9 protein-coding genes and 1 pseudogene are annotated in these 13,122 nt (G+C 64.4%); 3 read left to right on the plus strand and 7 right to left on the minus strand.

All coding sequences use genetic code 11. The annotated features are described in order from the left end of the window. The first annotated feature begins 39 nt into the window (after window positions 1-39). Complete coding sequence (locus RGV59_RS04570) at window positions 40-1,557, plus strand: YifB family Mg chelatase-like AAA ATPase (RefSeq protein ID WP_079444919.1); 1,518 nt, start codon at window positions 40-42, stop codon at window positions 1,555-1,557. A gap of 10 nt (window positions 1,558-1,567) precedes the next feature. Here RGV59_RS04570 and glyA read toward each other — a convergent pair whose 3' ends face one another. From glyA to RGV59_RS04585, 3 genes are read right to left on the minus strand one after another with little or no spacing between them, the layout of a single operon-like run. After that, window positions 1,568-2,833: a serine hydroxymethyltransferase gene (gene glyA / locus RGV59_RS04575; RefSeq protein ID WP_102617845.1), complete on the minus strand. Its 1,266-nt coding sequence runs from the start codon at window positions 2,831-2,833 to the stop codon at window positions 1,568-1,570. Window positions 2,834-2,858: 25 nt separating this feature from the next. Next, entirely contained in the window at window positions 2,859-3,674 is an 816-nt protein-coding gene (locus tag RGV59_RS04580) for a YggS family pyridoxal phosphate-dependent enzyme (protein ID WP_102617846.1), read from the minus strand. Next, window positions 3,671-4,912, minus strand: coding sequence for a benzoate/H(+) symporter BenE family transporter (locus RGV59_RS04585; protein ID WP_102617847.1), 1,242 nt, complete (start codon window positions 4,910-4,912; stop codon window positions 3,671-3,673). The genes RGV59_RS04580 and RGV59_RS04585 overlap by 4 nt, the downstream gene beginning before the upstream one ends. A 142-nt stretch (window positions 4,913-5,054) precedes the next feature. Here RGV59_RS04585 and RGV59_RS04590 point away from each other — a divergent pair, with 142 nt between their 5' ends. Next, window positions 5,055-6,554: a PLP-dependent aminotransferase family protein gene (locus tag RGV59_RS04590; protein ID WP_126585185.1), complete on the plus strand. Its 1,500-nt coding sequence runs from the start codon at window positions 5,055-5,057 to the stop codon at window positions 6,552-6,554. A 17-nt stretch (window positions 6,555-6,571) separates the two neighbouring features. Here RGV59_RS04590 and RGV59_RS31650 read toward each other — a convergent pair whose 3' ends face one another. The 3 genes and pseudogenes from RGV59_RS31650 to RGV59_RS04600 all read right to left on the minus strand — a co-directional run bounded on the left by RGV59_RS31650 (window position 6,572) and on the right by RGV59_RS04600 (window position 9,646). Beyond that, the gene (locus RGV59_RS31650; protein ID WP_370737543.1) at window positions 6,572-7,432 is read right to left on the minus strand and encodes a methyl-accepting chemotaxis protein; all 861 of its coding nucleotides are present in this window, start codon (window positions 7,430-7,432) and stop codon (window positions 6,572-6,574) included. A 42-nt stretch (window positions 7,433-7,474) separates the two neighbouring features. Then, window positions 7,475-8,548: pseudogene (locus tag RGV59_RS31655) on the minus strand (Cache 3/Cache 2 fusion domain-containing protein); the annotation flags it as partial. A 177-nt stretch (window positions 8,549-8,725) separates the two neighbouring features. Next, window positions 8,726-9,646: a LysR substrate-binding domain-containing protein gene (locus tag RGV59_RS04600; protein WP_026139908.1), complete on the minus strand. Its 921-nt coding sequence runs from the start codon at window positions 9,644-9,646 to the stop codon at window positions 8,726-8,728. Between the two features lie 152 nt (window positions 9,647-9,798). On the opposite strand from RGV59_RS04600, the gene RGV59_RS04605 reads away from it, so the two are divergent. Then, the gene (locus RGV59_RS04605; RefSeq protein WP_017846029.1) at window positions 9,799-11,202 is read left to right on the plus strand and encodes a NorM family multidrug efflux MATE transporter; all 1,404 of its coding nucleotides are present in this window, start codon (window positions 9,799-9,801) and stop codon (window positions 11,200-11,202) included. A gap of 50 nt (window positions 11,203-11,252) precedes the next feature. Here RGV59_RS04605 and RGV59_RS04610 read toward each other — a convergent pair whose 3' ends face one another. After that, window positions 11,253-12,917, minus strand: a complete 1,665-nt coding sequence (locus RGV59_RS04610; protein WP_017846030.1) for a putative bifunctional diguanylate cyclase/phosphodiesterase — start codon at window positions 12,915-12,917, stop codon at window positions 11,253-11,255. Window positions 12,918-13,122 lie beyond the last annotated feature (205 nt).

Raw genomic sequence — 13,122 nt, forward strand, 5'->3', positions numbered from 1 at the left:
AAAACCGCAGGAAGCGGTCCGCCCTTTCAAGGAATGAGCATGTCCCTCGCCATCGTCCACAGTCGCGCCCAGATCGGCGTCGAAGCCCCTGCCGTCAGCGTCGAAGTACACATGGCCAATGGTCTGCCATCGCTCACCCTGGTGGGCTTGCCGGAAACCGCCGTCAAGGAAAGCAAGGACCGCGTGCGCAGTGCCATCCTCAACTCCGCGCTGCAATACCCGTCCCGCCGCATCACCCTCAACCTCGCGCCCGCCGACCTGCCCAAGGACGGCGGGCGTTTTGACCTGGCGATAGCCCTCGGGATTCTCGCGGCGAGCGTGCAGGTGCCGACGCAGATGCTCGACGACGTGGAATGCCTGGGGGAATTGGCGCTATCGGGCGAGGTACGCGCAGTGAAAGGTGTGTTGCCGGCAGCGCTCGCGGCGCGCAAGGCCGGGCGCAGCGTGATCGTGCCCCGGGCGAATGCCGAAGAGGCTTGCCTGGCATCGGGGTTGAAGGTGATTGCGGTGGACCACCTGCTGCAGGTGGTGGCGCACCTGAATGGGCATGTGCCGATAGAGCCCTTCAAGTCTGACGGTTTGCTGTACTTGAACAAACCTTACCCGGACCTCAGCGAAGTCCAGGGCCAACTCGCCGCCAAACGCGCACTGCTGATCGCTGCGGCAGGCGCGCATAACCTGTTGTTCAGCGGCCCGCCCGGCACCGGCAAGACCTTGCTCGCCAGCCGCCTGCCGGGTTTGCTGCCGCCGCTGAGTGAGCACGAAGCGCTGGAAGTGGCAGCGATCCAATCAGTGGTCAGCCTGGCGCCCCTGAGTCATTGGCCCCATCGGCCGTTTCGCCAGCCGCACCATTCGGCCTCCGGCCCGGCGCTGGTGGGTGGAGGGTCAAAGCCGCAACCGGGGGAAATCACCTTGGCCCACCATGGCGTGCTGTTCCTGGATGAGCTGCCGGAGTTTGATCGCAAGGTGCTCGAGGTTTTGCGCGAGCCACTGGAGTCGGGGCATATCGTGATCTCCCGCGCCCGCGACCGCGTGAGTTTCCCGGCGCGCTTTCAACTGGTCGCCGCAATGAACCCCTGCCCTTGCGGTTACATGGGCGACCCCAGCGCACGCTGTCGCTGTACGCCGGAGCAGGTCCAGCGCTATCGCAACAAACTCTCCGGGCCGTTGCTGGACCGGATCGACCTGCACCTGACCGTCGCTCGCGAAATCACCGCGCTGAACCCGGCCCCGCAGCCCGGCGACAACACGTCCACCGCCTCGGCACTGGTAGCCCAGGCCCGGGACCGCCAGCAACAGCGCCAGGGCTGCGCCAATGCGTTCCTCGACCTACCGGGGTTGCGCCAGCATTGCGCGCTGTCGAGGCCGGATGAAGCCTGGCTGGAAAGCGCCTGCGAGCGCCTGACCCTGTCCCTTCGCGCGGCCCACCGCCTGCTCAAGGTCGCCCGCACGCTGGCGGATCTGGAACACACAGACAGCATCCGCCGCAGCCACATTGCCGAAGCCCTGCAATACCGCCCCTCAGCCTCCAGTCAGGTCGACAGCGCCAACGTTTAGAAGGGAAAAGTCAGCGATAAACCGGGTGTCGGCGGCACAGCGCAATCACCTGTTCACGCACCTGCAGCGCAACGCTATCGCTCTCCCCGCGTTGCAGGGCGTCCAGGACATCGCACAGCCAAGCGGCCAGTTGCTCGCACTCGAACACGCCGAAACCGCGGGTGGTGACGGCCGGCGTGCCGATGCGCAGCCCCGAGGTGACAAAGGGGGAGCGCGGATCGTTGGGCACCGAATTCTTGTTGGCGGTGATGCCGGCGTTGCTCAAGGCCGCATCGGCGTCTTTGCCGGTGTAAGGCCGGTCGGACAGGTCGATCAACATCATGTGGTTATCGGTGCCACCCGAGACAATCCTGTAACCGCGCCGCTGCAACACGGCCGCCATGGCCCGGGCATTGACCACGACCTGGGCCTGGTAGGTTTTGAACTCGGGCCTCAAGGCTTCCTTGAAGGCCACCGCCTTGGCGGCAATCTGATGCATCAACGGCCCACCCTGAACACCCGGGAACACCGCCGAATCGAGTTTTTTGTAAAACGCTGCGTCCTGGCCCTTGGACAAAATCAACCCGCCTCGCGGGCCACGCAAGGTCTTGTGCGTGGTGCTGGTGACCACGTGGGCGTGCGGCAACGGGTCCGGGTACTCGCCAGCGGCGACCAAGCCGGCGACGTGAGCCATGTCGACCCAGAAAATCGCACCGACCTTGTCGGCAATCGCCCGCATGCGCGCCCAGTCTTTGTACCGCGAGTAGGCCGAAAACCCGCCGATCAGCATCTTCGGCCGCGTTTCCACAGCGATGCGCTCCATCTCGTCGTAGTCGAGCAAGCCCGTCTGCGGGTCAAGCCCGTAAGGCACGATGTGGTAATGCCGGCCCGAGAAGTTGGAGGGATTGCCGTGGGTCAGGTGGCCACCCTGGGCCAGGTTCATGCCCATCACCGTATCGCCGGGTTTGATCAAGGCCAGGAACACCGCGGCGTTTGCCTGGGCGCCCGCATGGGGCTGCACGTTGGCGTAATCGCAGTCGAACAGGGCCTTGACCCGTTCGATGGCCAGGCGCTCGGCCACATCGACGTATTCGCAGCCGCTGTAGTAGCGCTTGCCGGGGTAGCCCTCGGCGTATTTGTTGGTCAGTACCGTGCTCTGGAGACTCATGACCAGCGGGCTGGCGTAGTTTTCGGAAGCGATCAGCTCGACATGGTCTTCCTGACGGCGCTCCTCGTTATGAATCGCCTCACACAGCTGCGGGTCGAAGCTTTCAAGTGTCAATGTTGAGTCGTACATGATGAACAGGTCCTTGCTGAAAAAGTCAGGTCGTTGACGGTTGATCGGCGCTCGGCCAGTAGTAGTCATCCGGCATGGCGCGGGCGCCGAAGATGGCCTGGCCGACGCGGACAACGGTCGCGCCTTCCTCGATGGCAATCTCGAAATCCCCGGACATGCCCATCGACAATTCCTCCAGGCTGACGCCCGCCGGGGCGTGATCGCGCAGGCGCTCGCGCAGTTCGCGCAGCCGCACAAAGCACGGGCGCACGCGGGCCACATCGGCCGAAAACAGCGCCAGCGTCATCAGCCCGCGAACGCGCAAGGCCGGGAACGCTGGCAGGGCCTGCAGAAAACCCGCGACGGCGTGCGGTTCCAGGCCGTATTTGCTGGCTTCCCCGGAGGTATTCACCTGCACGAACACATCCAGTTGGCGCCCTTCGATCTGCAGGCGACGATCCAGCGCCTCGGCCACTCGCAGGCTGTCCAGCGCCTGGAACTCACTGGCAAAGCGCGCGACCTGCTTGGCTTTGTTGGTTTGCAGGTGGCCGATCACCGACCACTGCAGATCGGCCAGATCGCTCATGGCCTGCCATTTGCGCTGGGCTTCCTGCACCTTGTTCTCACCCAGCAGCCGACAGCCCGCCGCATACGCCAGGCGCAGGTGCGCCTCGTCAAAGGTTTTGCTGACCGGCAACAGGCGCACGTTCGCCGGGTCGCGTCCGACCCGCGCACAGGCACTGGCGATACGTTGCTGTACGGCCGCCAGATTGCGCCGGAAGTCCTCCACGCTGGTGGCCTGCGGGTAACGCCCGTGACGCGCATGCAGGGTGGCGCTGGCTGGCGGTTCGGCGCGCATCATTGGGCCGCTCCCTTGGCCGCCGCCACTGCCTCGGAAGCCGGCGCACGGCGCCGTGGCAAGCGGCCGTTGAGCAACGCATACGCAGCCAACCCGATCAACAACCCCCAAAACGCGCCGCCGATCCCGAGCAGGTTGATGTTGGCGGCGCACGCCAGAAAGGTGATCAGCGCGGCTTCACGCGACCTGACGTCCGCCATCGCGTTGGCCAGGCTGGCGCCGATGGTGCCCAGCAGGGCCAAGCCGGCCAGCGTGGTGATGAATGCCGGCGGGAACGCCATGAATACGGCGGCCAGCGTTACCCCGAACACCCCGACGAGGATGTAGAACACCCCAGCGGCAACCCCGGCGACCCAGCGCTTGGACGCGTCCTCCGAGGCTTCCTTGCCTGTGCAGATGGCCGCCGTGATCGCCGCGACGTTGAACGCGTGCGAGCCGAACGGCGCCATCAGCAGCGACCCCAACCCGGTCACCGTCAGGATCGGGTTGGCGCTGGTCTTGAAACCATCGTTGCGCAGCACCAGCATGCCCGGCATGTACTGGCCCGTGAGGGTGATCAGAAACAGCGGCAGCGCCACACTGAGCAACGCATTGAGCGAAAACTCGGGCCGGGTGAATACCGGCGCCGCCAGTTGCAGGGACAGGCCCGACAAGTCCACCCGCCCCTGCACCAGCAGGAATCCCAAGCCCAGCAGCAGAATGCCGACGACCGCGTAGCGCGCAGTAAAGCGCTTGAGCCCGACGTAAGCGGCGATCAACACGCCGACCAGCACCGGGTCGAGGCTCATGCCACCAAACGCGCCGATGCCGAACTGCAGCAGAATCCCCGCCAGCATGGCCGCCGCGATGCCCGGCGGAATCAGCCGGATGACTTTTTCGAAACAGCCGGACAGCCCCAGCAGCACAAACGCAGCGGCTGAAACCATGTACGCGCCGACCGCCTCGGCGTAAGGCGTGGCAGACAGCGCGACCACCAGAAACGCCGCAGCGGGGGTCGACCAGGCGGTGATGATCGGCTCACGGCTCACCCAACTGAGAAACAGCCCGGTCACCCCCACGCCGATCGATACCGACCAGACCCACGAAGCCGTCAGCTCGGGGCTGAGCCCGGCCACCTTGGCCGCCTGGAACACCAGAATGAACGTACCGCCATAATTGACGATGACTGAAATCAGCCCGGCCACGATGGGGTGCAACAGGTCGCGCGGGCGCAGCGGCGACGGCGATATTGACGAAGACATAGGGACTTTGCTCCTTGCCAGATGAGGGGTTGAGCCTCGCGTGATGGGTCATTGGCCGGCGTGAAGGCAGTGGCACAGGTGAAAGTCTACGGATAGACTGGCCTGCTATTACCGGCCAATTCTTCAGGGCGAGGCAGACCGCATGGCAAAATCCTTCGCGCTGGAAACCCTGCAGATGCGCCTCAACGACGCGCAATTCCAGCAGTTGGGCCTGCACCAGCGCATTCAACGCGCGCTGCGCGCCTTGATCCTCGACGGCGCACTCTCGCCGGGCCTGAAGCTGCCGGCGACGCGGGTGTTGGCCACGTCGTTGGGGGTCGCGCGCGACACGGTGGAGAACGCCTACGTGCAGTTGCACCGCGATGGTTTTATCGTGCGGCGCGAGGGCTCCGGCAGTTACGTGTGCGAGGCCATCGGCACCGAATTGCGCGGTGCCTCGCGCCGCCGCATCAAGGCGCAGGCCGTCAAAACCAGCCAGGCCGCACCGGGCGCCGGCTTGAGCCTGCGCGGGCGGATGATCCTCGACAGCGGCGGCGTGAACGATCAACAGGTGATCAAGGCATTCGCCACGGGCCTGCCCGAAACCCGCTCGTTCCCGACCGATGTGTGGGAGCGCCTGCAGCGCCAGGTGATGAAGGACTATCGCAGCAGCGTGCTGTTGCACGGTGACCCGCAAGGAGCCGAGTCGTTACGCAAAGCCATCGCGACGTACTTGAACCTTGAGCGTGGGGCGAAGTGCTCGCCCGACCAGGTCCTGGTGCTGAGCAGTACGCGCCAGGCGCTGTTTCTGTGTGCGCAACTGCTGGTGGACGTCGGCAAACCGATCCTGCTGGAAAACCCGGGCTACTACGGCGCCAGGAAGGCCTTCGAAACCGCCGAGGCCAAGGTCGTGCCCATCGATGTCGATGCGGCGGGCATCCGCACCGACCTGCTGCACGCCGACCGCAGCGGCGCCCACTGCGTGTATATCACGCCGTCTCATCAATACCCGACCGGCGCCACGCTGACCCTGGAGCGGCGTCTGGAGTTGATCAACTGGGCCGCGGAAAAAGGCAAATGGGTCATCGAAGATGACTACGACAGCGAGTTCCACTACGAAGGCAAACCCACGGCCTGCGTGCAGGGCCTGGACAAGTACCAGCGCACGCTGTACCTCGGCACCTTCAGCAAGACCCTGTTCCCCGGCCTGCGCATGGGCTACATGGTGCTGCCCCCGGAACTGGTCAAGGCCTTCACCTATGCGCGCAGCATGATGGACGGCCACACTCCGCAAATCCTGCAACTGACGCTGGCGCGCTTCATGGAGGACGGGCATTACAACGCCCATGTCCGGGCGATGCGCAAACTCTACGCCGGGCGCCAAGCCATCATGCTCGACGCCATCGGCAAGTACCTCGGCGATGTGGTCACGGCATGCCGGCCCCAGGGTGGGCTGCAAATCCCTTGCGTGCTGCATGAGGGGTGGTCGGAAGAAAAAACCATCCGCCAGGCCGCCAGCGCGGGTGTGCAACTGTCCGGCCTCAGTCGGTTGTATGCCGGTGCGGCCACGCAACAGGGATGGTTATTGGGCTACTCGTCCTTGACCGCCCATGAAATCGAAACCGCCATGCAGCGCCTGGCTAACGCGCTCAAGGCACGCTAGCCGTTCCAGGCGCGCCTTCAACGAAACCGATCGACCTCTTGGCGCAAGCCTGCCGCCAGCGTCTCCAGCTCCTTGGCGGTAATCGCCAGGTTCGACACCACTTCGCGTTGCTCGCTGTTGGCCAGCGCAATGCTCTGCAGGTTGCTGCTCAGCAACGTCGCCGTGCTGCTCTGCTCCTGGGTGGCGGTGGTGATCGCGGCGAATTGCTGCCCGGCCGAGCGGCTCTGCTCGTCGATGCGTGCCAGGGCCGACGCCACGTCGGCGTTGCGTGACAGGCCTTCCTGCATCAGCGTATTGCCCTGTTCCATGGTGCTGATGGCGTTACCGGTTTCCTGCTGGATGCTTAGGATCATCCCGGAAATTTCATCGGTGGCCTGGCGAGTGCGCGAGGCCAGGTTGCGCACTTCGTCGGCGACCACCGCAAACCCACGGCCCTGCTCGCCGGCGCGGGCGGCTTCGATGGCGGCATTGAGCGCCAGCAGGTTGGTCTGTTCGGCGATCGAAGTGATCACGCCAACGATCCCGCCGATTTCCTGGGAACGCTGGCCCAAGGTGTTGATCACCGTGGCCGTGCTGTTCAGGGCGGTGGCGATGTGTTCCAGGGACGACGACGCCTCCTGCATCGAGTTGCGGCCGATGCGGGTCTGCTGCGCGTTTTCCTGGGCCAGGCGCTCGGTGTTGCCCATGTTGTCGGCGATGTTCAGCGAAGTGGCGCTGAATTCCTCCACCGCGCCGGCCATGCTGGTGATTTCGCCGGACTGCTGCTCCATGCCTTCATAGGCACCGCCGGACAAACCGGACAACGCCTGCGCCCGGCCGTTGACCTCTTCGGCGGCCCTGCGGATGTGCGACACCATGGTCGACAGCGCTTCCCCCATCTGGTTGAAGCTGCGCGCCAGTTGGCCGATCTCGTCATGGCTCGACACGTTCAGGCGTGCGCTCAAGTCACCGCCGCCCAAGGCTTCGGCCTGGCGTACCAAGTCGCTCAATGGCGCCAGTTTGCTGCGCAACAACCACACCGTTGCGCCCACCGCCAGCAGCATCGCCAGCATGCTGCCGATCACCAGGCGAATGCCCACCGACCACGTGACCGCGCGGATCTCGGCTTTCGGCATGCTCGCCACCACCGACCAGGGGCCGCCGGCAAACGGCACCGAGACGCTGTAGAAATCTTCCTGCTTGTCGCTCCAGAAGCGGCCCTTGCCGGGCGCCTTGGCCAGGTCCAGCATCACCGGCACAGCCTGGTCCGGCGCCTGCACCCCGGCCGGCGGTACCAGCCAGTGTTTCTGCTCATCCAGCAGCGCCAGCGAACCGGTCTGGCCGATGCGGAAGCGCTTGAGGTTGGCGAACTGGGCATTCTGCTCATCGGTGTAGTCGAAGCCGATGAACAGCACCGCGATGACTTTGCCGCTGGCGTCGCGCACCGGGCTGTACTGGGTCATGTAGGAGCGATCGAACAGCACGGCGCGGCCGATGTACGTCTGCCCGCCGACCACCCGCGAGTAGGCCGGCCCCTGGCGATCCAGCACTGTGCCGATGGCACGGCTGCCGTCCTGCTTGGTCAAGGACGTGCTGATGCGGATAAAGTCGTCGCCGCTGCGCACGAACACCGTGGCCACGCCGCCGGATATCTGCTTGAACTCGTCGACGTCACCGAAGTTGTTGTTCAGCAGCGCCTTGCCCAGGTACAGGCTCGGGGTCTGCACGCCGGCCACGGCGACCGGCTGATCCGCCTGCACACTCAAGCCGGCGCCGAAGCGTTTTTCAAACAGCCCGCTCAAGCGCTGAGTGCTCTCGCGCAAGGTGCCGTGGAAGGTACTGAGTTGATCGGCCAGCAGCCGCGCCTCGCTGGCCAGATGTTCTTCCCGGGTATCGAGGTTGGCGGAGTCGAGGGAACGCAAGGCAAAAACCGTACTGCCGCTGATGACGACAGCCAGAATCACGGCTAACGCGAGGCCTAGCTGGGAGGCGATCCGAGCACGAGGTTGAGACATGACAGCTCCTGGCCGAGGCCTGGATCATCCTGATCTCATAGCGTTGCTCGGCAAATTATCTGGTGAGATTCGTTGGTGCACGATAGTTCCAACACCCCTACTTCGGCGGCGCCGGGCAATACTTGAGCGAAGTGCAGGGGTATCACGCAAACGATTGCTCTCTCACGCTGAAGCGATTCAATCGAGACGCTCGACGACAGGCAACACCATGGCCTGCACTTCGCCCTGCAGAAACTCCGCCAGCCGGCGCAGACGCTCGCCGCCCGGGCGGGTTTTCGGCCACACCAGGTAATAATTTTCCCCACTGGCGACGGCGGTCGGCCACGGCAGGCTCAAGCGCCCCTGGGCCACGTCTTCGGCGACCATCAGCAGATCGCCCATGGACACGCCGTAACCCCGGGCGGCGGCGATCATGCCCAGCTCCAGGGTATCGAACACCTGCCCGCCCTTGAGCGACACCTGGGCGGACAGCCCCATGCGCTCCAACCAGTTACGCCAGTCGCGGCGGTCGGGTGTGGGGTGCAGCAACTCGGCGCTGGCCAGGCGATTGACGTCCCACGGGCCGTCGCTCAACAAATTGGGCGCGCCGACTGGAATCAACAGTTCCGGGAACAGATAACTGGCTTCCCAATCCGCCGGAAAGTGCCCGTCGCTCAACAACACCGCGCAGTCAAAAGGCTCCTGGTTGAAGTCGACTTCATCCACGCTCATCCACGCGCTGGTGAGCTGCACTTCATTGCCCGGCTGCAAATGCCGGAAACGACTGAGCCGCGCCAACAGCCAGCGCATGGTCAGGGTCGAGGGTGCCTTCATGCGCAAGATGTCATCTTCGGCGTTCAAGGTATGACAGGCCCGCTCCAGCGCGGCAAAGCCCTCGCGCACCCCGGGCAGCAACAGGCGTGCGGCCTCGGTGAGCTGCAGGTTGCGCCCGCTGCGCAGGAACAGGCGGCAGGCGAAATGCTCTTCGAGGGTGCGGATATGCCGGCTCACCGCACTTTGGGTGATGGACAGCTCCTGCGCCGCACGGGTGAAGGAATTGTGTCGGGAAGCGGCCTCAAAAGCCCGTAGCGCATAAAGCGGAGGAAGACGACGAGACATAAGGAAAGCTCCGACAGCACGATGCTGAAACCCTACCAGAATCAATCAGGCATGAGTTTTAATCATGCGACCAATCGCTTTTATCCCTTTGTGCAATGAGCTGAGAGCGCCGAGAATCGACGCTCTCCCCCTCCTCCGAAAATTTGAGCGTGATGATCATGCAACATCCGGCACGTACCGAACTCTGGGCCATTCTGCGGCTGTCAGGGCCGTTGATTGCCTCACAGTTGGCGCACATGCTGATGGTGCTGACCGACACCCTGATGATGGCCCGCCTGAGCCCCGAGGCCCTGGCCGGCGGTGGCCTGGGCGCGGCGAGCTACTCGTTCGTGGCGATTTTCTGCATCGGCGTGATTGCTGCCGTGGGCACCCTGGTCGCCATCCGCCACGGCGCGGGCGATATCGACGGCGCCACCCGCCTGACCCAGGCCGGGCTGTGGCTCGCCTGGCTGATGGCCTTGGCGGCGGCGCTGCTGCTGTGGAACCTCAAGCCGGTGCTGCTGATGTTCGGTCAGACCGAAACCAACGTGGACGCGGCGGGGCAATTCCTTACGATCCTGCCGTTCGCCCTGCCCGGCTACCTGAGTTTCATGGCCCTGCGCGGCTTCACCAGCGCGATCGGCAAGGCCACACCGGTGATGGTGATCAGTCTCGGCGGCACAGTGGTCAACTACCTGCTCAACCACGCGTTGATCGAGGGCATGTTCGGCCTGCCGAAACTCGGCTTGATGGGCATCGGCCTGGTCACGGCCATCGTCGCCAATGGCATGGCGCTGGCACTGATGGCGTACATCCGCAGCAACCGCGCGTACTCGGCCTACCCGCTGAGCGCAGGCCTGTTGCGTCTGAACACCCACTACTTGCGCGAGCTGTGGCGGCTGGGCCTGCCGATTGGCGGCACCTACGCGGTGGAAGTCGGGTTGTTTGCCTTCGCCGCGCTGTGCATGGGCACCATGGGCAGTACGCAATTGGCGGCGCATCAGATCGCGCTGCAAATCGTCTCGGTGGCGTTCATGGTGCCGGCGGGGATGTCCTACGCGGTGACCATGCGTATCGGCCAGCACTATGGCGCCGGGCAACTGCTGCAGGCGCGCATGGCGGGGCGTGTCGGTATCGGCTTTGGCGCGGCGGTGATGTTGGGATTTGCCGCGGTGCTGTGGCTGTATTCCGATCCGCTGGTCGGGCTGTTCCTCGACCATAACGACCCGGCATTCCACGAGGTGATCGTGCTCGCCGTCAGCCTGCTGGCCGTGGCGGCCTGGTTCGAGCTGTTCGACGGCGTGCAGACCATCGCCATGGGCTGCATCCGTGGGCTCAAGGACGCCAAGACCACCTTCCTGGTGGGCCTGGGTTGCTATTGGCTGATCGGTGCGCCAGCGGCCTGGTGGATGGCCTTCACCCTGGGCTGGGGGCCGACCGGGGTGTGGTGGGGCCTGGCGCTGGGCTTGGCCTGTGCGGCGATCAGCCTGACCTGTGCGTTCGAGGCGAAGATGAAGCGCATGATTCGGCAGGAGCCAGACGCTCAACGCTCATTCCATGCCGCGCAGACCGACTAGAAGTCTTGCACGGTTGAAATGTGGGGGTGGGTTGGCAAGAAAAGGATGAGCTAGCCCAATAAAGCCTGCTGGTCCTTGCCGAACGTCAGGTAGTCCACCAACTCCGGCAATGGCAGCGGTTTGCTGATCAGGTAACCCTGGGCCTGGTCGCAACCGAACAAACGTAACAGCGCCAGTTGTTCCGCGGTTTCCACGCCTTCGGCCACCACTTCCAGGTTGAGGTTGTGGGCCAGGTTGATCATGGCGTGGACCAGCTTGCGGTTTTCTTCACGCTCTTCCATGCCGCCGACGAAACTCTTGTCGATCTTCAACAAGGCAATCGGCAGGCTGTTGAGGTGGACGAACGATGAGAAGCCGGTGCCGAAGTCGTCGAGGGAAAAGCGCACACCGAGGCGACCGAGGGCGTCCATGGTCTGCTTGACCAGGTCACTGCGGCGCATCACGGCGGTTTCGGTCAGCTCGAATTCCAGCCACTGCGCATCCACCCCGCGCTCGACAATCAGCCGGCTGAGGGTCGAGAGCAGTTGGCTGTCCTGGAACTGGCGGAACGACAGGTTGACCGCCATATGCAGCGGCGGCAGGCCGCGTTCGCGCAGGTCTTGCATGTCGCGCAGGGCCCGGGAGATCACCCAGTAACCCAGCGGTACGATCAACCCACTCTGTTCGGCCAGCGGCACGAATTCGCTGGGCGGCAACAGGCCGCGCTCGCCATGGCGCCAGCGCACCAGGGCTTCGAGGCCGACGATATGGCCGTCGTCCAGGTCGAGGCGCGGCTGGTAGTGCAGTTCCAGTTCGTCGCGACGCAGCGCGCGACGCAATTCGCTTTCCAGGTCGGCCAGGCTGCGGGCGTTGCGGTTGATGCGTTCGTTGAAGATATGAAAGGTGCAGCCCTGGGTGCTTTTGGCTTGCTGCATGGCGATATGGGCATGCCACATCAACGGGTCGGCGCCGGCACGCGCGCGGGCATGCGCGACGCCCAGGCTGCAACCGATCAGCAGGCTCTCGCCATCCACCCAATACGGTTCGGCCATGGCTTCGGTGATGCGCTCGGCCATCCATTCGGCACGCTGGGGCGCGCGGCGGGTGTCGATCAGCAAGGCAAACTCATCGCTGCCCAGGCGCGCCAGTTGGTCGCCGGCTTCGAGCTGGCTCTTGAGCCGCGAGACCACTTGCAGGATCAGCCGGTCGCCGGCCTGGTGGCCGAGGGCATCGTTGGCGTGGCGGAAGTTGTCGAGGTCCAGGTGGCCCAGGGCCAGGCCGCGCCCTTCGTTGTCTGCCAGGCGTGCGGCCAACAGGGTCTGGAAGCCCTGGCGGTTGGCGATACCGGTCAGCGGGTCTTGTTCGGCCAGGCGCTGCAAGGTGTTTTCCAGCACGCCACGTTCGCGCACATGGCGCAGGCAGCGGCGCAGGGTGTCGGCGTCCATGGCAAGACGGATCAGCCAGTCACTGACTCCCAGGGGCGCCACCAACGGCTCCTGTTCCAGCAACAACACGCACGGCAAGCTGCAACGGCCCGGGCCGGGTTGCAGGTTGGGCGTGGTCAACAGCACGGCGCTGTGGTCGTCATCGAACAGACGACTCACCGAGTCCCAGTTGGGCGCGCTGATCAGCACAGCCCCGTCGCCCATCGGCACCAGGCACTCGCGCAACAATGCTGCCCACTCAGGCGTATCGGCCAGTAGCAGCAAACGCAAGGGTTCGACAGGCGTGGACAAGCTAGCTCCCTAGACTCTGCAAGATTTCGTTGGCGGCAAGTATTATGACGTCAGGTCGAGCATTCACAAATGATAAAAGTTATCAAATACGAGCAGTACGCACAAAAGTCGCAAATACCCCCACATCCTGCGGCAAAGTAGCAAAAGCGGCAAATTTAGATCGAGTGGTACGTCACACCGTCGATCCAAGGCAGCAGAATCTCAC

Origin of the sequence: Pseudomonas sp. FG1, from assembly GCF_034313875.1 — a bacterium.
GTDB lineage: Bacteria > Pseudomonadota > Gammaproteobacteria > Pseudomonadales > Pseudomonadaceae > Aquipseudomonas > Aquipseudomonas veronii.

What these genes read in the sequence shown, in the direction of transcription:
- RGV59_RS04570 (WP_079444919.1), top strand. Translation starts at nt 40, where the DNA reads ATGTCCCTCGCCATCGTCCACAGTCGCGCCCAGATCGGCGTCGAAGCC.
- glyA (WP_102617845.1), bottom strand. Translation starts at nt 2,833, where the DNA reads ATGTACGACTCAACATTGACACTTGAAAGCTTCGACCCGCAGCTGTGT.
- RGV59_RS04580 (WP_102617846.1), bottom strand. Translation starts at nt 3,674, where the DNA reads ATGATGCGCGCCGAACCGCCAGCCAGCGCCACCCTGCATGCGCGTCAC.
- RGV59_RS04585 (WP_102617847.1), bottom strand. Translation starts at nt 4,912, where the DNA reads ATGTCTTCGTCAATATCGCCGTCGCCGCTGCGCCCGCGCGACCTGTTG.
- RGV59_RS04590 (WP_126585185.1), top strand. Translation starts at nt 5,055, where the DNA reads ATGGCAAAATCCTTCGCGCTGGAAACCCTGCAGATGCGCCTCAACGAC.
- RGV59_RS31650 (WP_370737543.1), bottom strand. Translation starts at nt 7,432, where the DNA reads ATGGGGGAAGCGCTGTCGACCATGGTGTCGCACATCCGCAGGGCCGCC.
- RGV59_RS04600 (WP_026139908.1), bottom strand. Translation starts at nt 9,646, where the DNA reads ATGTCTCGTCGTCTTCCTCCGCTTTATGCGCTACGGGCTTTTGAGGCC.
- RGV59_RS04605 (WP_017846029.1), top strand. Translation starts at nt 9,799, where the DNA reads ATGATCATGCAACATCCGGCACGTACCGAACTCTGGGCCATTCTGCGG.